Raw genomic sequence first — 20,339 nt, forward strand, 5'->3', positions numbered from 1 at the left:
ACTTGTCGTGCCTGGATGCAATCTCGCGGTGGATGTTGGCGTGCGAGCAAATGTTACTGACGCGTAGTTCGCGTTCTTAGAGTTGGCCTGCCGGCAAAAGTGACGAAAACCACAGTCATCCCGCGTAGGTGTCGGTGGCAGCTCGGTGACCTCCGTGTTTGGCGTCGGCTGGGCGGCGTGCGCGAGGCCCCTGGCGTCGAAGGCTCCCTAAGAACAGTGCAATAATCGGTACCGGCAGTGACATACAAACTTTCGGGCGGGTCCACTTCAACGTTGCACGCTGATCGCGGCGACGCGCAGTGCCCGTCACCAGAGTGACGGAAGGCGGGGGCGTGGGTCCCAACGGCGACGGCTCCGGGGCAGCACCGGAGCGGCAGAAGCTCGAACAGGTCGTCATCCGCTTCGCGGGCGACTCCGGTGACGGTATGCAGCTCACCGGCGATCGGTTCACCTCCGAGGCCGCCCTTTTCGGCAACGACCTCGCGACCCAGCCGAACTATCCGGCCGAAATCCGGGCACCTCAGGGCACGTTGCCCGGGGTCTCGTCCTTCCAGATCCAGATCGCCGACTACGACATCCTGACCGCCGGTGACCGGCCCGACGTGCTGGTCGCGATGAACCCGGCGGCGCTGAAAGCCAACATCGGTGACCTGCCGCGCGGTGGGCTGGTGATCGCCAACTCCGACGAGTTCACCAAGCGCAACCTGGCCAAGGTCGGTTACGAGGCCAACCCGCTGGAAAACGACGAGCTGTCCGAGTACGTGGTCCAGGCGGTCGCGATGACCACGCTGACGCTGGGCGCCGTGGAGGCCATCGGCGCGTCCAAGAAGGACGGTCAGCGCGCCAAGAACATGTTCGCGTTGGGGCTGTTGTCGTGGATGTACGGCCGGCCGATCGAGACCAGCGAGCGGTTCATCCGGGAGAAGTTCGCCCGCAAGCCCGACATCGCCGAAGCCAACGTGCTGGCCCTCAAGGCCGGCTGGAACTACGGCGAGACCACCGAGGCGTTCGCCACCACCTACCAGGTGTCGCCGGCGAAGCTGCCGGCCGGTGAATACCGGCAGATTTCCGGCAACACCGCCCTGGCCTACGGCATCGTCGCGGCCGGCCAGCTGGCCGACATCCCGGTGGTGCTGGGCAGCTACCCGATCACCCCGGCCTCGGACATCCTGCACGAGCTGTCCAAGCACAAGAATTTCAACGTGCTCACCCTGCAGGCCGAGGACGAGATCGCCGGTATCGGCGCCGCGTTGGGCGCCTCCTACGGCGGCGCGCTGGGTGTGACCAGCACCTCAGGACCGGGCTTGTCGCTGAAATCCGAGGCCCTCGGTCTGGGCGTGATGACCGAGCTGCCGCTGTTGGTCGTCAACGTGCAGCGCGGCGGGCCGTCCACCGGGCTGCCCACCAAGACCGAGCAGGCCGACCTGCTGCAGGCGCTCTACGGGCGCAACGGTGAGTCCCCGGTCGCGGTGCTGGCGCCGCAGTCGCCGTCGGACTGCTTTGAAACCGTCATCGAGGCGGTGCGGATCGCGATCTCGTATCACACCCCGGTGGTGCTGTTGTCCGACGGCGCCATCGCCAACGGTTCGGAGCCGTGGCGGATTCCCGACATTGCCGGCTTCGAACCGATCAAGCACACGTTCGCCAAGCCCGACGAGCCGTTCCAGCCCTACGCGCGCGACCCGGAGACCCTGGCCCGCCAGTTCGCCATCCCGGGCACACCCGGCCTGGAACACCGCATCGGCGGGCTGGAGGCCGAAAACGGCTCCGGCAACATCTCCTACGACCCGGCCAACCACGACCTGATGGTGCGGCTGCGCCAGGCCAAGATCGACGGGATCAGCGTGCCCGACCTCGAGGTCGACGACCCGACCGGTGACGCCGAGCTGCTGTTGATCGGATGGGGCAGCACCTACGGCCCGATCGGTGAAGCCTGCCGGCGCGCCCGGCGCCGGGGAACCAAGGTTGCCCACGCCCACCTGCGCCACCTCAACCCCTTCCCGAAGAACTTGGGTGAGGTGCTGCGGCGGTACCCGAAGGTGGTCGCGCCGGAGATGAACCTGGGCCAGTTGGCGATGCTGCTGCGCGGCAAGTACCTGGTCGACATCCAGTCGGTGACCAAGGTTCAGGGTGTCTCCTTCCTGGCCGACGAGATCGGCCGGGTGATCCGGGCCGCTTCCAGCGGCACCCGCGGGACCCTGGCCGACATCGAAGAAGACAAGATGATGGTCGCTCGGTTGTCCGCGGTGACCGTGGGCAGCGCTGCGGGAGCGCAGGAATGACGCGGGCGACGAAGCGACAGGAGGAGCGGCGCAGATGACTGACGTGATCGGCCACCGGATCGGCGAGGACCTCGGACTGGTTCCGGGACCGTCCAAGATGAGTCTGGTCCCCACCACCGACCAGCCGCAGAAGGCCAAGGACTTCACCAGCGACCAGGAGGTGCGCTGGTGCCCCGGATGCGGTGACTACGTCATCCTCAACACCATCCGGAACTTCCTGCCCGAGTTGGGGCTGCGGCGCGAGAACATCGTGTTCGTCAGCGGCATCGGCTGCTCAAGCCGGTTCCCGTACTACCTGGAAACCTATGGTGTGCACTCCATCCACGGTCGTGCCCCCACCATCGCGACCGGTCTGGCGGTGGCACGCCCCGATCTGTCGGTGTGGGTGGTCACCGGAGACGGCGACGCCCTGTCGATCGGTGGCAACCACCTGATCCACGCGCTGCGCCGCAACGTCAACGTCACGATCCTGCTGTTCAACAACCGGATCTACGGGTTGACCAAGGGGCAGTACTCGCCGACCTCCGAGGAAGGCAAGATCACCAAGTCGACGCCGATGGGCTCGCTGGACCACCCGTTCAACCCGGTGTCGCTGGCGCTGGGCGCCGAGGCGACCTTCGTGGGCCGCGCCCTGGACTCCGACCGCAACGGGCTGACCGAGGTGCTGCGCGCCGCGGCTGAGCACCGCGGCGCCGCGCTGGTCGAGATTCTGCAGGACTGCCCGATCTTCAACGACGGGTCGTTTGACGCGCTGCGCAAAGAAGGCGCCGAGGAGCGGGTGATCAACGTCCGTCACGGCGAGCCGATCACATTCGGCGCGAACGGCGAATTCTGTGTGGTGCATTCCGGTTTCGGACTCGACGTGGCCAAGACCGCCGACGTCGACGCCAGCGAGATCGTGGTGCACGACGCCCACTCCGCCGACCCCGGCTACGCCTTCGCACTGTCGCGGCTGTCCGACCAGAACTTGGACCACGCTGTGATGGGCATCTTCCGTCAGGTGACCCGGCCGACCTACGACGACGCCGCCCGCGCCCAGGTCGCCGCGGCGCGGGAGTCGACGCCGCACGACACGGCGGCCTTGCAGTCGCTGCTGCGTGGCCGCGACACCTGGACCGTCGACTGAGGTGAGCCCTCCGGCCCCGCTTCCGCTGGCAGGGATTGTGCTGGCGGGCGGGGCGTCGCGGCGGATGGGCCGCGACAAGGCGACGCTGACGGTACCCGGCCTATTCGGTGACCGGAGCCTGGTCGAACACGTCGTGGACGTGGTGGCCCGGCGCTGCGCACCGGTATTCGTGATCGCCGCGCCCGAACAGGTGCTGCCGGACCTGCCCGTCCGGATTCTGCGCGACGAGATGCCCGGCGCCGGTCCGCTGGCCGCGACCGGCCAGGGATTGCGTGCCGCCGCGGCCGCCGGGCGGGACCGGGCGTTCGTGTGCGCGGTAGACATGCCGCTGCTGGCGGTTGGATTGATCGATGCTCTGCTCGACGCCTCCGCGGGGTCAGCTGCCGAGGCGGTGCTGCCGCACGAGGAGGATGGGGGCCGCGACCACTACCTGGCCGCCATCTACCGGACCGCGCTGGTCGGGAGGATCGACACGTTGGTGACCGCGGGGGAGCACAGTATGCGCGCCCTGGTCGGTGCGGTCACCGCCCGACGGATCGAGGTGGCGGACCCAGCGATGTTGGCCAACATCAACACACCCGCAGAGTTGAGCGCGATTCAGCGCGATCGGTAGCGGCGCCGAGTACATTCCGAGGTCGGGGTCCTAGGGGGTGAACTCGAAGGGAGCCGGCTATGCGGCGGGCGCGCCAATGCCCTACGGGCAGCGTCGTGGGCGTCATCGCGGGAGCCTGTCTGATCACCGTCCTCCCGCTGTGTCCGCCCGACATCGCCGACCCGTCGCCTGCGGTGCGGCTGGCCGGTATGGACACCACCGACCCGTCGCTCGGTGACGGTGTTGCGCTCATCATGGGCGGCAGCGGCTACCCCAATCCCGCACCGAGGTATGCCGATACCGTCGACTCACTTTTCCTGGAGCCGCACGGCTTCACCGGTACTCCGCAGATCCTGTACACCCCGGAGGGGTTCTATCCGACCACCGGCGTCAAGACGCTGCCCGCCGACATCTCAGAGGCGCAGGGAGCGCAGATCCTGACGTCGGCCATCGAGCATCAGATCGCCGGTGGCGGGGTGGACGCACAGAATCCGGTGGTGGTTTTCGGGTACTCGCAGAGCGCCGCCTTCTCCGCGATGACCATGCAACAACTCCACGCCGACGGTGTCTCGCCCGACGATGTTCATTTCGTGCTGATCGGCAACACCGCCAACCCCAACGGGGGGCTGTTGGAACGCTTCGACGTGCCGATCGGGACGCACCCGTCGATTCCCAGCCTGGGTATCGAGTTCGGCAACCCGACGCCGGATCTGTTCCACACCGACGTGTACACGCTGGAATACGACGGCTTCGCCGACTTCCCCAAGTACCCGATCAACCTGCTGGCCGATCTGAACGCCTACGCCGGCATGATCTACCAGCATTTCGCCTATCTGGGTTTGACCGCTGAACAGATCGCCAACGCCGTCCCGTTGGAGACGACCGCGGACGACACCCTCACCCAGTACTTCATGATTCCCTCGGACGGCCTGCCCCTGCTGGAACCGCTGAGGCTGATCCCGGTGCTCGGGCAGCCGCTGTATGACCTGCTCGAACCCGACATGCGCATTCTGGTGAACCTGGGCTACGGCAGCATCACCGACGGCTGGGCCTCGGGGCCGGCGAACGTGCAAACCCCGTTTGAGCTGTTTCCGACCGCCCTCAACTGGGCCGAGGTGGGTAGCGCGCTGGTTCACGGCGCGCAGCAAGGGATCGGACAGGCATGGCAGGACCTGCTCGATCCGGCTACCTACCAGATCACTCCGCTGCTGGATAACCCGTCGCTGGCGACCTTGGAAGCGGCGGCCTACGGGGCGGGCCTCATCGACACACCGCATCCGGACTCCCTGGAGGAGTTGCTGGCCGCCCTGATGGGTGGCGGCTCGGAGCCGACGCCACCGTCCGACGGGTCGTTCCTGTCGTTCATGAACGATCTCAGCACGTCGCTGTCGGACAGCTATTCGCACCTGCTGCCGATACTCGACACCATCACCGCGCTGACCGTCACCCTGCCGGCCTACGACGTCAGTTTGTTCCTCAACGAACTCGAGGCAGGAAATTGGATTGAGGCGATCGGTGATCCGTACGCCGCGAATATGGCGCTGATCCCGCTGGCGATACTACTGGGACTGATGTGACATCCCGTGCTACTGGGTAAATGGAGCAAATTGTGCGAACGCCGGATTCCGCGCCCATGAAGGGGTCTGCACATGTATTCGTTGCCGTTGGCGTAATCGTTGGGGGATTGTTTCTTAATCCGTGCGTGACCGACTCAGGCTGCGGCTGGGTGGCTCGGTGCCGGCGCAGCCGACCGCGCTGTCGAGGTCGTTTTTAGCAACGGGGTTGGTAGGAACGGGAATTCGGCGATTGTGAGCTTGCCGGCGGGTTCGCGTCCGGTTTCGGCGAGCAGCGCGGCGGCACTTCGGCAACCACTCGCGCGATGCGGGTGGGTCAGTCGTAATGTGCTGAACGACAGCAGATAAGCAGCGTCCTGGTGATCGTCGCCTCGACGACGGCCGGGTTCAGCAAATCGGTGGCGTTTCCGGTGACCGGGCAGGGTGCGCGCACGGTTCAAAGGGACCGTTCAGCGGCGCTGGCATGTGGTGCAGCTAACAATATCTGGGTGATGTGCCTCACTGCGAACTGAGTATGCACCTAGATTTACCTGAGCGAAAAATTCCTCGTTGACCTGCGGAAATCAATCAATGGTCGGTATGTGATCGCCTCGTAATCAAACCGATATATGCGTGTCGCGCGAGATGACGAATCGTATTCCGATCTTCTAAGTTCGCTTTCGCCTCGCAAGTGGGCAAACAAATTGAATCCACGGACCCGCGTGTGAGCGGGGGTGCGGCAGGCCAACCGGCCTCCGCGGCCACCGGGCGAAAGCCCGTCGGCGCAGATCTGCCCCCGCTGTCGTGCCTGACCGAGACGGCACGCCCCGAGCCCCCGCCCGACCCGGGCAACCCGCCCACCGTCGTGGGCTCACTTCGGCGCCCGCCCCGCGAAAGGAACCACGTTGACGAACCTCCGCAAGACCCTCACCAAGGCGGCGATCACCGGAAGCCTCGTGCTGGCGCCGGTCGCCCTGTCCACCGCTACCGCGCACGCGGACAGCGTGAACTGGGACGCCATCGCCGCATGTGAGTCCGGCGGTAACTGGTCCATCAACACCGGTAACGGCTACTACGGCGGCCTGCAGTTCAACGCCGGCACCTGGCGTGCCAACGGCGGCAGCGGTCTGCCGCACCAGGCCAGCCGTGAAGAGCAGATCCGGGTGGCCGAGAACGTGCTGCACAGCCAGGGCATCCGTGCCTGGCCGGTCTGCGGCCGTCGCGGCTGAGAACGGACGAACCTCGACGACGCCGGGCAATTGCCCGGCGTCGTTGGCGTTCAGCACCCAACCGTGCGCGAGTAGCGTCGGCGTGATGACGACCCGCGAATTCGACATCGTCCTCTACGGCGCGACCAGCTTCGTCGGCAAGCTGACCGCCCAGTACCTGTCCATCGCCGGCGGCGCTGCCCGCATTGCGCTGGCCGGTAGATCTGCGGACCGCCTCACCGCGGTCCGCGACACGCTGGAGGAGTCCGCGCGGGAATGGCCGATCCTGATCGCCGATGCCGGGCAGCCGTCCACCCTGGATGCGATGGCCGCCCGCACCCAGGTCGTCGTCACCACCGTCGGGCCCTACTCCCGTTACGGGCTGCCGTTGGTCGCGGCGTGCGCCGCGGCCGGCACCGACTACGCCGATCTGACCGGTGAGCCGCCGTTCGTCCGCGACAGCATCGACCAGTTCCACAAGCAAGCCGCCGACACCGGCGCCCGCATCGTGCACGCCTGCGGTTTCGATTCCATCCCGTCGGATCTGACGGTGTTCGCCCTGTATCGCCGGGCCGGCCAGGACGGCACCGGCGCCCTGTGCGACACCGACTATGTGCTGCGCGACTTCTCCGCCGGGCTGTCCGGCGGCACCATTGCCTCGGGGATCGAAGTCATGGACGCCGCGTCCCGCGACCCCGACACGCGTCGCCAGTTGCTGGACCCCTACACCCTGAGCGGCGACCGCGCGGCCGAACCCGACCTGGGTCGCCAGCCCGACCTGCCGTGGCGCCGCGGCCGCAACATCGCGCCGGAGTTGGATGGCCTGTGGACGGCCGGATTTCTGATGGCGCCGGTCAACACCCGCATCGTGCGACGCAGCAACACCTTGCTGGACTGGTCCTACGGGCGTCGCTTCCGGTATTCGGAGCACCTGAGTGTGGGCTCCTCGGTGGCGGCGCCGCTGGCCGCGGCGGTGGGAAGCGGTGTGGGCAACGCGGCGTTCGCTGTGGGCAGCCGCTACTTCCGGCTGCTGCCGCGCCGGTTGGTGGAGCGGTTGCTGCCCAAACCCGGCACCGGGCCCAGCGAAGCCGCCCGGGACCGCGGCTACTACCGCATCGAGACGTACGCCACCACCGACAGCGGGGCCCGCTATGTGGCCCGGATGGCCCAGGACGGGGACCCCGGCTACAAGGCCACCGCGGTGCTGCTGGGCGAGAGCGGGTTGGCGCTGGCGCTGGACCGGGACAAGCTGTCTGATCTGCGCGGCGTGCTGACCCCGGCGGCGGCCATGGGTGACGCGCTGCTGACCCGATTGCCCGCGGCCGGGGTGTCGCTGAGCACCGAGCGGCTGGCCTAACGCGCGGCTGCCGAAGCGCTGACCCTCGGCATCGGGTGGACTACTGTCGGCGGTGCGACAGACAACACTCCCAGCGGCATTCCAGCGACGAAGGTGAACACTTTATGTCCGGTCTCGACGACCTCCTCGCCCAGATTCCCGTTCAAGACCTCGCCAGCAAGGTCGGTGCCAGCGAGGAGGACGTGAACAACGCCATCCAGACGCTGATCCCGGTGCTGGTCGGCGGGCTGCAGCAGAATGCGGAGGACCCCGACCACGCGTCGAAGATCGAGTCGGCGGCCAACACGCACGCCGCCAGCGGCCTGCTGGACACCGGTGTCAGCATGGATCAGGTCGACGAGGCCGACGGGCAGAAGGCGATCGCGAAGATCTTCGGCGGCAGCGACACCTCCGAAGTCGCCGCCGCGCTGGCCGGCGGCGGCGCCGGCAACAGTGACCTGCTCAAGCAGCTGCTGCCGCTGTTGGCTCCGATCGTGTTGGCCTACATCGGCAAGCAGATGAGCCAGGGCAACGCGCCCGCGCAGCAGCAGGCCTCCGGGGGCGTGCTGGGTGACGTGCTGGGCAGCATCCTGGGCGGTGCGGCCAAAGGCGGCGGCGGTGGCAACTCGTCGATGGGCAGCATCCTGGGCAACGTGCTCGGCGGCAAGGCCGGCGGCGCGATCGGTGACATCCTCGGCGGCCTGCTGGGCGGCAAGAAGTAGCGCCCTCCCGCCGAGCAGACATAAATGTGCCCTCAACGAGGGTTTTCGGGGCACATTTATGTCTGCTCGCGCGTCGTTCCTAGAATTGTGCGGTGACCGCCGACCCGAGCCCCGCTACGCCCGACGCCCTGCCCAAGTCGTGGGACCCGGGTGCCGAGAGCGCCATCTACCAGCGCTGGGTGGACGCCGGCTACTTCACCGCCGACCCGGCCAGCACCAAGCCGGGCTATTCGATCGTGCTGCCCCCGCCCAACGTGACCGGCAGCCTGCACATGGGCCATGCGCTGGACCACACCCTGATGGACGCGTTGACCCGGCGCAAGCGGATGCAGGGCTACGAGGTGCTGTGGCTGCCGGGGATGGACCATGCCGGGATCGCCACCCAGAGCGTGGTGGAACGCCAGCTCGCCGTCGACGGCAAGACCAAGGAAGACTTCGGCCGCGAACTGTTCATCGACAAGGTGTGGGACTGGAAACGTGAATCCGGCGGCACCATCGGCGCCCAGATGCGCCGGCTCGGCGACGGTGTGGACTGGAGCCGTGACCGATTCACCATGGATGAGGGCCTGTCGCGGGCGGTGCGGACCATCTTCAAGCGCCTCTACGACGCCGGGCTGATCTATCAGGCCGAGCGGCTGGTCAACTGGTCGCCGGTGCTGGAAACCGCGGTCAGCGACCTCGAGGTCAAATACGACGACATCGACGGCGAACTGGTGTCGTTCCGGTACGGCTCTTTGCAGGACGCACAGCCCCACATCGTCGTGGCCACCACTCGACTCGAGACGATGCTGGGCGACACCGCGATCGCGGTGCACCCCGACGACGAGCGCTACCGCCACCTGGTCGGTACCACGCTGCCGCACCCCTTCCTGGACCGCCAGATTCCGGTCGTCGCCGACGGGCACGTCGACCCCGAATTCGGCACCGGCGCAGTCAAAGTCACCCCCGCCCACGATCCCAACGACTTCGAGATCGGGTTGCGGCACAGCCTGCCGATGCCGACGATCCTGGACACCAAAGCCCGGATCGCCGACACCGGAACACAGTTCGACGGCATGGACCGCTTCGAGGCCCGCGTCGCGGTGCGTGAGGCACTGGCCGCGCAGGGACGCATCGTCGCCGAGAAGCGGCCCTATGTGCACAGCGTCGGGCATTCCGAGCGCAGCGGTGAGGTCATCGAGCCGCGGCTGTCGATGCAGTGGTGGGTCAACGTCGAGTCGCTCGCCAAGGCCGCCGGTGATGCGGTGCGCGGCGGCGACACCGTCATCCACCCGAAAAGCCTGGAACCGCGCTGGTTCAGCTGGGTCGACGATATGCACGACTGGTGCATCTCCCGGCAGCTGTGGTGGGGGCACCGCATCCCGATCTGGCACGGCCCGGGCGGTGAGAAGGTGTGCGTCGGGCCCGACGAAACCCCGCCCGCCGGTTATGAGCAGGATCCCGACGTGCTGGACACCTGGTTCTCCTCGGCGCTGTGGCCGTTTTCCACCATGGGCTGGCCCGAGCGCACGCCGGAGCTGGAAAAGTTCTATCCCACCAGTGTTTTGGTCACCGGCTACGACATCCTGTTCTTCTGGGTGGCCCGGATGATGATGTTCGGAACCTTCGTCGGCGACGACGACGCGATCACCATGGGTGGTTCGCGCGGGCCGCAGGTGCCGTTCACCGACGTGTTCCTGCACGGGCTCATCCGTGATGAGTTCGGCCGCAAGATGAGCAAGTCCCGCGGCAACGGCATCGACCCGTTGGACTGGGTGGAGATGTTCGGCGCCGACGCGCTGCGCTACACCCTGGCCCGCGGTGCCAGCCCCGGCGGTGACCTGAGCATCGGCGAGGATCATGCCCGGGCGTCGCGCAACTTTGTCACCAAGCTGTTCAACGCGACCCGGTTCGCGCTGCTGAACGGCGCGGCGCTGGCCCCGTTGCCGGACCAGGCCGACCTGACCGACGCGGACCGCTGGATCCTGGGGCGGCTGGAACAAGTTCGCGCCGAGGTGGATTCCGCACTGGACGGCTACGAGTTCAACCGGGCCTGCGAGGCGCTGTACCACTTCACCTGGGACGAGTTCTGCGACTGGTATGTGGAGCTGGCCAAGGCGCAACTTAGCCAGCAAGCCGAGCCGGCCAACACCACGGCGGTGCTGGCAGCGGTGCTCGACTCGCTGCTGCGGTTGCTGCATCCGGTGATCCCGTTCGTCACCGACACGCTCTGGCAGGCGCTGACCGGGCGGGAGTCGGTGGTGATCGCCGAATGGCCGGCGCCGTCCGGGATCACGCTGGATCAGCGTGCCGCCCAGCGCATCACCGACATGCAGAAGCTGGTCACCGAGGTGCGCCGGTTCCGCAGCGATCAGGGCCTGCGCGACCGGCAGAAGGTGCCCGCCCGGTTGGGCGGGATCACCGAGGCCGACCTGGACAGCCAGATACCGGCAGTGACCTCCCAGGCCTGGCTCACCGACGCGGGAGCGGAGTTCCGCGCGTCGGCGTCGGTGGAGGTGCGCCTCTCCGGAGGCACCGTCGTCGTCGAACTCGACACCTCCGGCACCGTCGACGTCGCGGCCGAACGGCGGAGGCTGGAAAAGGATTTGGCGGCCGCGCAGAAGGAGTTGGCCACCACGTCGGCCAAACTCGGCAACGACGCATTCGTGTCCAAGGCGCCCGCCGACGTCGTCGACAAGATCCGTGACCGCCAACAACTGGCCCGCGAGGAAACCGAGCGAATCACCGCGCGGCTCGCGGATCTGGCATGAGGTGCGTGTGACCGACCCGACCCCGGATGAGATCGCCTCGCTGCTGCAGGTCGAGCACCTGCTGGACCAGCGCTGGCCGGAAACCAAGATCGAGCCCAGCCTGACCCGGATCAGTGCGTTGATGGATCTGCTCGGCTCACCGCAGCGCAGCTACCCGTCGATCCACATCGCCGGCACCAACGGCAAAACCTCGGTGGCGCGGATGGTCGACGCGCTGCTGACCGCGCTGCACCGCCGCGCCGGGCGCACCACCAGCCCGCATCTGCAGTCCGCGGTGGAACGCATTTCCCTTGACGGCAAACCGATCTCGCCGGCGCAGTATGTGGCGGCCTACACCGAGATCGAGCCCTTCGTGCAGATGGTGGACACGCAGTCGCAGGCCGACGGCGGCCCGGCGATGAGCAAGTTCGAAGTGCTCACCGCGATGGCGTTCGCCGCCTTCGCCGACGCCCCCGTCGACATCGCCGTCGTCGAGGTCGGGCTGGGCGGACGCTGGGACGCCACCAACGTCGTCAACGCACCGGTCGCGGTGATCACCCCGATCGGCATCGACCACGTCGACTACCTGGGCGACAGCCTCGCCGCGATCGCGGGGGAGAAAGCCGGCATCATCCACCGGTCGCACAGCGACGTGGACACCGTCGCGGTGATCGCCCAGCAGCCGCCGGAGGTGAAGGAGGTGCTGCTCGAGCAGGCGGTGCGCGCCGACGCCGCGGTGGCCCGGGAGGGCTCGGAGTTCGCGGTGCTGGACCGCTCGGTCGCCGTCGGCGGACAACTGCTGACCCTGCAGGGCCTGGGCGGGGTGTACACCGACGTCTTCCTGCCGCTGCACGGCGAACACCAGGCGCACAATGCGGCGGTGGCGTTGGCGGCGGTGGAGGCCTTCTTCGGGGCCGGGCCCGACCGCCAGCTCGACATCGACGCCGTCCGCGCCGGGTTCGCCGCGGTGGCCAGCCCGGGCCGGCTGGAGCGGGTACGCAGCGCCCCGACGGTGTTTGTCGACGCCGCCCACAACCCGGCCGGTGCCGCCGCCCTGGCGCAAGCGCTGGCCGACGAATTCGACTTCCGCTATCTGGTCGGCGTGCTCAGCGTGATGGCCGACAAAGACGTCGACGGCATCCTCGCCGCCCTGGAGCCCGCCTTCGACCAGGTCATCCTCACCCACAACGGGTCGCCGCGGGCCTTGGACGTCCAGGAGCTGGCGCTGGCCGCCGAGCAGCGGTTCGGCCCCGACCGGGTCAGCACCGCCGACACCCTGGCCGACGCCATCGAGGCGGCGACGGCGCTGGTGGAAGACGAGGCGGCCGACGGGCAGATCTCCGGGACCGGGATCGTCATCACCGGCTCGGTCGTCACCGCCGGCGCCGCGCGCAGCCTGTTCGGGCGTGATCCGCAGTGAGCACCCCCGCCTCGGCGCCGGACCCGTGGCGCAGTTTTCGCGGCGTGATGGCCGGCACCTTGATCCTGGAGGCGATCGTCGTGCTGCTGGCGCTGCCGGTGGTCGGGGCGGTCGGCGGTGGCCTGACGTCCGGCTCGCTGGCGTACCTGCTCGGCGTGACAGCGGTGCTGTTGGTGCTGGTCGGGGTGCAGGGCCGCAGCTGGGCGATCTGGGCGAACCTGGCCGTGCAACTGGTGCTGATCGGCGGCTTCCTCGTCTATCCCGGGGTGGGCGCGGTCGGGGTGCTGTTCGCGTTGGTGTGGGCGCTGATCGCCTACTTCCGGGCCGAGGTGCTGCGCCGCCAGCAGCGCGGACTGTTACCTGGCCAGCAGCCGCCGCCGGATTGATCGGTACGCTGTCGCGGGCGAAGGCCCCAGCCGAACGATGAGAAGGAGTGGCGCCTGATGACCGAGCGGACCCTGGTATTGGTCAAGCCCGACGGCGTAGAGCGGCGACTGGTGGGCGAGATCCTGCGCCGCATCGAAAGCAAGGGCCTGAGCATCGCGGCGCTGGAACTGCGCGTGGTCAGCGACGAGCTGGCCCGCAGCCACTACGCCGAGCACGACGGCAAGCCGTTCTTCGGCTCGCTGCTGGAGTTCATCACGTCGGGTCCGGTGGTGGCCGCGGTCATCGAAGGTCCGCGGGCGATCGCGGCGTTTCGTCAGATCGCCGGCGGAACCGACCCGGTGGAGAAGGCCACACCTGGGACGATCCGCGGCGATTTCGGGCTGGAAACCCAGTTCAACCTGGTTCACGGCTCCGATTCGCCCGAGTCGGCGCAGCGCGAGATCGGCCTCTGGTTCCCGGCGCTGTAAGTCCTCTGCCGAGCAGACGCAAAAGTGCCCGATTTCGTGCTGAATAGGGCACATTTGCGGCTGCTCGCGGGAGTGATGGTGGGCGGCTGGTGACCACTGGTTGCCGCACCTGGTCCGGATCCGCCCGGTGGTGTGGGATACTGGCCGAGGATGAACGTCACCGGATCGGTGTCGGACATCCGGATGAAGACTTCGACGAGCGCGACCACCGTTAGCGATGCGGCGCCGACCGTCCAGCCATCATTCAGCCAGGCACCGAGTGCGTTCCACCCGAGCCGCTCGGGGCGAGACCACCACAAGCCCGGGAGAAACCTCTCGGGTACATAGCGGAAGCCCTCGCGTGGCCGCGTCAACCGACGCGCCCGGGGGCTTGAGGAGACTTACGTGGCCGACGATGCCCATATTGACGACGTATCAGTAGCGCCCGCACCGCAGGAGGACCTGCCGGAGCGGCTGCGAGTCCACTCGCTGGCGCGAGTGCTCGGGACGACCAGTCGACGGGTGCTCGATGCACTCGCCGAGCTGGATGGCCGGGTTCGCAGCGCGCACTCCAGCGTGGACCGCGTCGATGCGGTCCGGGTCCGTGATCTGCTCGCGGTCCCCAGCGCGGAGGAACCCGCCGCGGTCGAGACCGGCGAGCCCGAATCCCGGCTGATGCTGGAGACCGCGGTGACCCACGCCGAGTACATGCCGTTGTTCGTCGCACCCCAACCGGTGCAGCGCGTAGCGGTCGACGTTGCTGATGACGGTGACGACGATGACGACGACGCCGAGGAGTCCGACGACACCGACGACACCGACGACGGTGAGGGCCGCCCGGCCAACAAGCGCCGCCGCCGGGGCCGTCGGGGCCGCGGCCGCGGCCGCGGTGACCAGGCCGGATCCGAGGACGCCGGCGACGGCGACACCGCGGATTCCGACGACACCGACGACACCGCCGACGGTGGTGAGGATTCCGGTGAGGACGTCGGCGACGAGGAGGCCGGTACCGGCGCCAGCCGTCGCCGTCGCCGTCGCCGTCGCCGCAAGACCGGCTCCGGTGACGACGACGCGCCCTCGGCCGACGATCCGCCGAACACGGTGGTGCATGAGCGCGCGCCACGCGCCGGCAAGGGCGACAAGGACTCCGACAACGACGAGATCCAAGGGATCACCGGGTCGACCCGGCTGGAGGCCAAACGCCAGCGACGCCGCGACGGGCGCGACGCCGGCCGGCGCCGCCCCCCGATCCTGAGCGAGGCCGAGTTCCTGGCCCGCCGGGAAGCGGTCGAGCGGGTGATGGTGGTGCGCGACAAGGTGCGCACCGAGCCGCCGCATCAGGGCGCCCGCTACACCCAGATCGCGGTCCTGGAAGACGGGGTCGTCGTCGAGCATTTCGTGACGTCGGCGGCGTCGACGTCACTGGTCGGCAATATCTACCTGGGCATCGTGCAGAACGTGCTGCCGTCGATGGAGGCGGCGTTCGTCGACATCGGCCGCGGCCGCAACGGCGTGCTCTACGCCGGTGAAGTGAACTGGGAGGCCGCCGGACTGGGCGGTGCCAACCGCAAGATCGAGCAGGCACTCAAACCCGGCGACTACGTCGTCGTGCAGGTCAGCAAGGATCCGATCGGGCACAAGGGTGCCCGGCTGACCACTCAGGTGTCGCTGGCCGGCCGCTACCTGGTCTACGTGCCGGGCGCGTCCTCGACCGGGATCAGCCGCAAGCTGCCGGACACCGAACGCCAACGGCTCAAGGAGATCCTGCGCGAGGTCGTTCCGTCGGATGCCGGGGTGATCATCCGCACCGCGTCCGAAGGGGTCAAAGAAGAAGACATCCGCGCCGACGTGACCCGGCTGCAGGAGCATTGGCAGCAGATCGAGGCCACCGCCGCCGAGACCACCGCCAAAGCCGCCGGCGCCGCCGTCGCGCTCTACGAGGAACCGGATGTGCTGGTCAAGGTCATCCGCGACCTGTTCAACGAGGACTTCTCCGGGTTGATCATCTCCGGGGACGACGCGTGGGCCACCATCACCGAATACGTCAACGCGGTGGCCCCCGAACTGGTCGCGAAGCTGACCCAGTACGCGCCGCCGGTCGGGCCGGACGGACAGCCGGGACCCGACGTGTTCGCCGTGCACCGCATCGACGAGCAACTGGCCAAGGCGATGGACCGCAAGGTGTGGCTGCCCTCGGGCGGAACCCTGGTCATCGACCGGACCGAGGCGATGACGGTCGTCGACGTCAACACCGGAAAATTCACCGGTTCGGGCGGCAATCTCGAGCAGACCGTCACCAAGAACAACCTGGAAGCCGCCGAGGAAACCGTGCGCCAACTGCGGCTGCGCGATATCGGCGGCATCGTGGTCATCGACTTCATCGACATGGTGCTGGAATCCAACCGGGACCTGGTGTTGCGCAGGCTGACCGAGGCACTGGGCCGCGACCGGACCCGCCACCAGGTCTCCGAGGTGACGTCGCTGGGACTGGTCCAGCTGACCCGCAAACGGCTGGGGACCGGCCTGATCGAAGCGTTCTCCAGCTCGTGCCCGCACTGCGCCGGTCGCGGCATCATGCTGCACGCCGATCCGGTCGACTCCGCCGCGCCCGGGCGCAAGTCCGAGTCCTCCGGCGGCAGGCGCAACCGGCGCTCCAAGAAGGGCAAAGCCGACGAGCCGGCGGTGGCGAAGGTGCCGCCGCACGTACCGGGCGAACACCCCATGTTCAAGGCGATGGCCGCTGCGAACGGCCGCCACGACGAGGACGGCGACGAGACCGGCGAGTCCGTCGAACCCGGTGAGGAACTGGACGAGGAAATCCAGGTCGTCCACGAGCAGGCCGAGGACCGGGGTCCGCAGGATCTGGGGGACGACGAGTTCGACGACACCGACGAGGCCGACGACGGCGACGACGGCGACGACGAGGTCGACGTCGATCTGGACGAGGACGAGGACTACGACGACGATCTCGACGTCGACGACGATGACGAGGCTGACGACGAAGCCGACGAAGCCGATGACGTAGATGATGATGACGACGACGAGGACGACGAAGACGACGAAGACGACGAGGTCTCGGCCGTCACCGCGCCCCCGGTCGTGAATCGGCGGCGCCGCGCGGCGGCCCGCCCTGCCGGCCCACCGACCCACGAGGACTGACCCGGTTTGACCCCTTACCCGCTGGTCAAGTACCCTTGAGCAGTTGTCGCCAGGACCGGTCCGCAGGCTGGTCAGCGACGGCGGGATAGCTAACGATCCCGCACCCCAGACCCGTGCGCGCAGCCGACCGGTAGCGCGCGCCCGCAGAGCAGAGGAAGCAATGGCGACGTACGCAATCGTCAAGACCGGCGGCAAGCAGTACAAGGTCGCGGTCGGAGACGTGGTCAAGGTCGAGAAGCTCGAGTCCGAGCCCGGTGCCAAGGTTTCGCTGCCGGTCGCGCTGGTCGTCGACGGAGCGAAGGTCACCACCGATGCCGCAGCGCTGGCCAAGGTCGCGGTGACCGGCGAGGTCCTCGAGCACACCAAGGGCCCCAAGATCCGCATCCACAAGTTCAAGAACAAGACCGGCTACCACAAGCGGCAGGGTCACCGTCAGCAGTTGACCGTGCTCAAGGTCACTGGAATCAAGTAGCAGGGGAGCGAACGAGATGGCACACAAGAAGGGCGCTTCCAGCTCACGTAACGGCCGGGATTCCGCAGCTCAGCGGCTCGGTGTCAAGCGGTTCGGCGGCCAGGTCGTCAAGGCCGGCGAGATTTTGGTGCGGCAGCGCGGCACCCACTTCCACCCCGGCGTCAACGTGGGCCGCGGTGGCGACGACACGCTGTTCGCCACGGCGGCCGGCTCGGTGCAGTTCGGTGTCAAGCGCGGTCGCAAGACCGTCAACATCGTCCCGGTCGGCGCCACCAACTGAGTGTCGTCGAGTGTGAACTCACGGCGAGCATTCGACCCGAAACCCGCCCTACGTTCACACTCGGTGGCGGATAGGTGACGTGCGATGCCCCGGTTTGTCGACCGAGTCGTCATCGACGTGCGGGCGGGTTCCGGCGGTAACGGCTGCGCCTCGGTCCACCGCGAGAAATTCAAGCCCCTCGGCGGGCCCGATGGTGGCAACGGCGGCCGCGGTGGCAGCGTCGTCCTGATCGTCGACCCGCAGGTTCACACCCTGCTGGACTTCCACTTCCGCCCGCACCTGGCCGCGCCGAACGGCAAGCAGGGCATGGGCGGCAACCGCGACGGCGCCGCCGGCGCCGACCTGGAGATCAAGGTTCCGGACGGGACCGTGGTGCTCGACGAGCAGGGCCGATTGCTGGCCGACCTGGTCGGTGCCGGCACCCGGTTCGAGGCAGCCGCCGGGGGTCGCGGCGGGTTGGGCAACGCCGCGCTGGCGTCGCGGGCCCGCAAGGCGCCCGGATTCGCGCTGCTGGGCGAGAAGGGCCAATCCCGCGACCTCACCCTGGAGCTCAAAACCGTCGCCGACGTGGGCCTGATCGGCTTTCCGTCGGCCGGAAAGTCCTCGCTGGTCTCCACGATCTCGGCCGCCAAACCGAAGATCGCCGACTACCCGTTCACCACGCTGGTACCCAATCTCGGGGTCGTCTCCGCCGGTGAGCACACCTTCACCGTCGCCGACGTGCCCGGCCTGATCCCGGGCGCCTCGGCGGGCCGCGGGCTGGGACTGGACTTTTTGCGGCACATCGAACGCTGCGCGGTGCTGGTGCACATTGTGGATTGTGCGACCGCCGAACCCGGGCGTGACCCGATGTCCGACATCGACGCGCTGGAAGCCGAACTGGCCGCGTATCAGCCCACCCTGCAGGGTGATTCATCGCTGGGGGACCTCACCGACCGCCCCCGGGCGGTGGTGCTGAACAAGATCGACGTGCCCGATGCCCGCGAGCTGGCCGATTTCGTCCGCGATGACATCGCCGCGGAACGCGGCTGGCCGGTGTTCGAGGTGTCGACGGTCAACCGAGACGGACTGCGCGCGTTGACGTTCGCGCTGTGGGAGTTGGTGGAGACCTACCGCGCGGCGCAACCCGAACCGGTGGCGCGTCGCCCGGTGATCCGCCCGATCCCGATCGACGACACCGGCTTCAGCGTGGAAGCCGACGGATACGGTGGTTTCCTGGTGCGCGGAACCCGGCCCGAACGCTGGATCAGCCAGACCGATTTCGGCAACGACGAGGCCGTCGGTTACCTGGGGGACCGGCTGGCGCGGCTGGGCGTGGAGGAGGAACTGCTGCGGCTGGGCGCCAAAGCAGGCTGCGCGGTGACCATCGGCGACATGACCTTCGACTGGGAGCCGGCCACCCCCGCCGGGGTCGACGTGGTGCCCTCCGGGCGCGGCACCGACATCCGGCTGGAACGCAGCGAGCGGGTGCGCGCCGATGAACGCAAACAGGCCCGCCGTGACCGGCGCCGCCCCGGCGAGGAATCATGACCACACGCGACGCGGTCCGCACCGCGCGCAGCGTCGTCGTCAAGGTCGGCACCACCGCGCTGACCACGGCTTCGGGCATGTTCGACGCCGGCCGGCTGGCGTCGTTGGTCGAAGCGATCGAAGCCCGCATGAAGGGTGGCTCCGACGTGGTCATCGTGTCGTCCGGAGCGATCGCCGCCGGTCTCGAACCGCTGGGATTATCCAAGCGCCCAACAGATTTGGCGACCAAACAGGCCGCTGCCAGTGTCGGTCAGGTGGCGCTGGTGAACGCCTGGAGCGCAGCCTTCGGTCGCTACCAGCGCACCGTCGGCCAGGTGCTGCTGACCGCCGGCGACATCGCGGCGCGGGTGCAGCACACCAACGCCCAGCGCACGCTGGACCGGTTGCGGGCACTGCACGCGGTGGCGATCGTCAACGAGAACGACACGGTGGCCACCAACGAGATCCGCTTCGGTGACAACGACCGGCTCTCGGCGCTGGTGGCGCACCTCGTCGGCGCCGACGCGTTGATCCTGCTCTCCGACATCGACGGGCTCTACGATGCCGATCCCCGCAGCGAACAGGCCCGCTTCATCCCCGAGGTGCGTGATTCCGCCGACCTGGCGGGTGTCGTCGCCGGGCAGGGCAGCCACCTGGGTACCGGCGGGATGGCGTCGAAGCTGTCGGCGGCGCTGCTGGCAGCGGATGCCGGGGTGCCGGTGCTGCTGGCCGCGGCCGCCGATGCCGCCACCGCGCTGGGCGACGCATCCGGGGGAACCGCGTTCGCGGCGCGGCCGAATCGGATGTCGGCGCGCAAATTCTGGGTGCGCTACGCCGCCGACGCCGCCGGCTCTGTGACGCTGGACGCCGGAGCGGTCGACGCGGTGCTGACCCATCGTCGCTCGCTGCTGGCGGCCGGGATCACCGCGGTGGCGGGCCGGTTCGCCGGCGGCGACGTCATCGAGCTGTGCGGCCCGCACGGTTCGGTGGTGGCCAGGGGTGTGGTCGCCTACGACTCCGCCGAGCTGGCCGGCATGATCGGCCGCTCCACCGCCGAGCTGCCCGCCGAACTGAGGCGGCCCGCCGTGCACGCCGACGACCTCGTCGCGGTTTGACTC

General features: G+C 68.3%; 16 protein-coding genes. All 16 read left to right on the forward strand.

Features of this window, described 5'->3' with window-relative positions; all coding sequences use genetic code 11:
- Positions 1 to 332 precede the first annotated feature (332 nt).
- Positions 333 to 2,282, forward strand: coding sequence for a 2-oxoacid:acceptor oxidoreductase subunit alpha (locus AC5Y36_RS24950; RefSeq protein ID WP_500043658.1), 1,950 nt, complete (start codon positions 333 to 335; stop codon positions 2,280 to 2,282).
- Positions 2,283 to 2,316: 34 nt separating this feature from the next.
- Positions 2,317 to 3,408, forward strand: coding sequence for a 2-oxoacid:ferredoxin oxidoreductase subunit beta (locus AC5Y36_RS24955; protein WP_500043659.1), 1,092 nt, complete (start codon positions 2,317 to 2,319; stop codon positions 3,406 to 3,408).
- A gap of 1 nt (position 3,409) precedes the next feature.
- Positions 3,410 to 4,021, forward strand: coding sequence for a molybdenum cofactor guanylyltransferase (mobA, locus tag AC5Y36_RS24960; RefSeq protein WP_500043660.1), 612 nt, complete (start codon positions 3,410 to 3,412; stop codon positions 4,019 to 4,021).
- Positions 4,022 to 4,080: 59 nt separating this feature from the next.
- Positions 4,081 to 5,577 carry a PE-PPE domain-containing protein gene (locus tag AC5Y36_RS24965; protein WP_500043661.1) on the forward strand — a complete coding sequence of 499 codons (1,497 nt, stop codon included), beginning with the start codon at positions 4,081 to 4,083 and terminating at the stop codon, positions 5,575 to 5,577.
- A gap of 881 nt (positions 5,578 to 6,458) precedes the next feature.
- The gene (locus AC5Y36_RS24970; protein WP_500043662.1) at positions 6,459 to 6,782 is read left to right on the forward strand and encodes a transglycosylase family protein; all 324 of its coding nucleotides are present in this window, start codon (positions 6,459 to 6,461) and stop codon (positions 6,780 to 6,782) included.
- 85 nt (positions 6,783 to 6,867) lie between these two features.
- On the forward strand, positions 6,868 to 8,118 hold the full coding sequence (locus tag AC5Y36_RS24975) for a saccharopine dehydrogenase family protein (protein WP_500043663.1): 1,251 nt from the start codon (positions 6,868 to 6,870) through the stop codon (positions 8,116 to 8,118).
- A gap of 104 nt (positions 8,119 to 8,222) precedes the next feature.
- The gene (locus tag AC5Y36_RS24980) at positions 8,223 to 8,819 is read left to right on the forward strand and encodes a DUF937 domain-containing protein (protein ID WP_500043664.1); all 597 of its coding nucleotides are present in this window, start codon (positions 8,223 to 8,225) and stop codon (positions 8,817 to 8,819) included.
- Positions 8,820 to 8,911: 92 nt separating this feature from the next.
- Positions 8,912 to 11,569 (forward strand): valine--tRNA ligase, encoded by a 2,658-nt coding sequence (locus AC5Y36_RS24985; RefSeq protein WP_500043665.1) that lies wholly within the window; start codon positions 8,912 to 8,914, stop codon positions 11,567 to 11,569.
- The gene (gene folC / locus AC5Y36_RS24990; RefSeq protein WP_500043671.1) at positions 11,559 to 12,968 is read left to right on the forward strand and encodes a bifunctional tetrahydrofolate synthase/dihydrofolate synthase; all 1,410 of its coding nucleotides are present in this window, start codon (positions 11,559 to 11,561) and stop codon (positions 12,966 to 12,968) included. The genes AC5Y36_RS24985 and folC overlap by 11 nt, the downstream gene beginning before the upstream one ends.
- A gap of 47 nt (positions 12,969 to 13,015) precedes the next feature.
- On the forward strand, positions 13,016 to 13,354 hold the full coding sequence (locus AC5Y36_RS24995; RefSeq protein WP_500043672.1) for a DUF4233 domain-containing protein: 339 nt from the start codon (positions 13,016 to 13,018) through the stop codon (positions 13,352 to 13,354).
- Positions 13,355 to 13,411: 57 nt separating this feature from the next.
- The gene (gene ndk, locus AC5Y36_RS25000; RefSeq protein WP_500043666.1) at positions 13,412 to 13,822 is read left to right on the forward strand and encodes a nucleoside-diphosphate kinase; all 411 of its coding nucleotides are present in this window, start codon (positions 13,412 to 13,414) and stop codon (positions 13,820 to 13,822) included.
- A gap of 402 nt (positions 13,823 to 14,224) precedes the next feature.
- Positions 14,225 to 16,960, forward strand: a complete 2,736-nt coding sequence (gene rne / locus AC5Y36_RS25005) for a ribonuclease E (RefSeq protein ID WP_500043673.1) — start codon at positions 14,225 to 14,227, stop codon at positions 16,958 to 16,960.
- 160 nt (positions 16,961 to 17,120) lie between these two features.
- The gene (gene rplU / locus AC5Y36_RS25010) at positions 17,121 to 17,432 is read left to right on the forward strand and encodes a 50S ribosomal protein L21 (RefSeq protein WP_500043667.1); all 312 of its coding nucleotides are present in this window, start codon (positions 17,121 to 17,123) and stop codon (positions 17,430 to 17,432) included.
- Between the two features lie 16 nt (positions 17,433 to 17,448).
- Positions 17,449 to 17,712, forward strand: a complete 264-nt coding sequence (rpmA, locus tag AC5Y36_RS25015; protein WP_500043668.1) for a 50S ribosomal protein L27 — start codon at positions 17,449 to 17,451, stop codon at positions 17,710 to 17,712.
- A gap of 84 nt (positions 17,713 to 17,796) precedes the next feature.
- The gene (obgE, locus tag AC5Y36_RS25020) at positions 17,797 to 19,242 is read left to right on the forward strand and encodes a GTPase ObgE (protein ID WP_500043669.1); all 1,446 of its coding nucleotides are present in this window, start codon (positions 17,797 to 17,799) and stop codon (positions 19,240 to 19,242) included.
- The gene (proB, locus tag AC5Y36_RS25025) at positions 19,239 to 20,336 is read left to right on the forward strand and encodes a glutamate 5-kinase (protein ID WP_500043670.1); all 1,098 of its coding nucleotides are present in this window, start codon (positions 19,239 to 19,241) and stop codon (positions 20,334 to 20,336) included. Before obgE ends, proB begins: the two co-directional genes overlap by 4 nt.
- The last annotated feature ends 3 nt before the right edge of the window (positions 20,337 to 20,339 follow it).

Source organism: Mycobacterium sp. NGS50 (assembly GCF_059812545.1).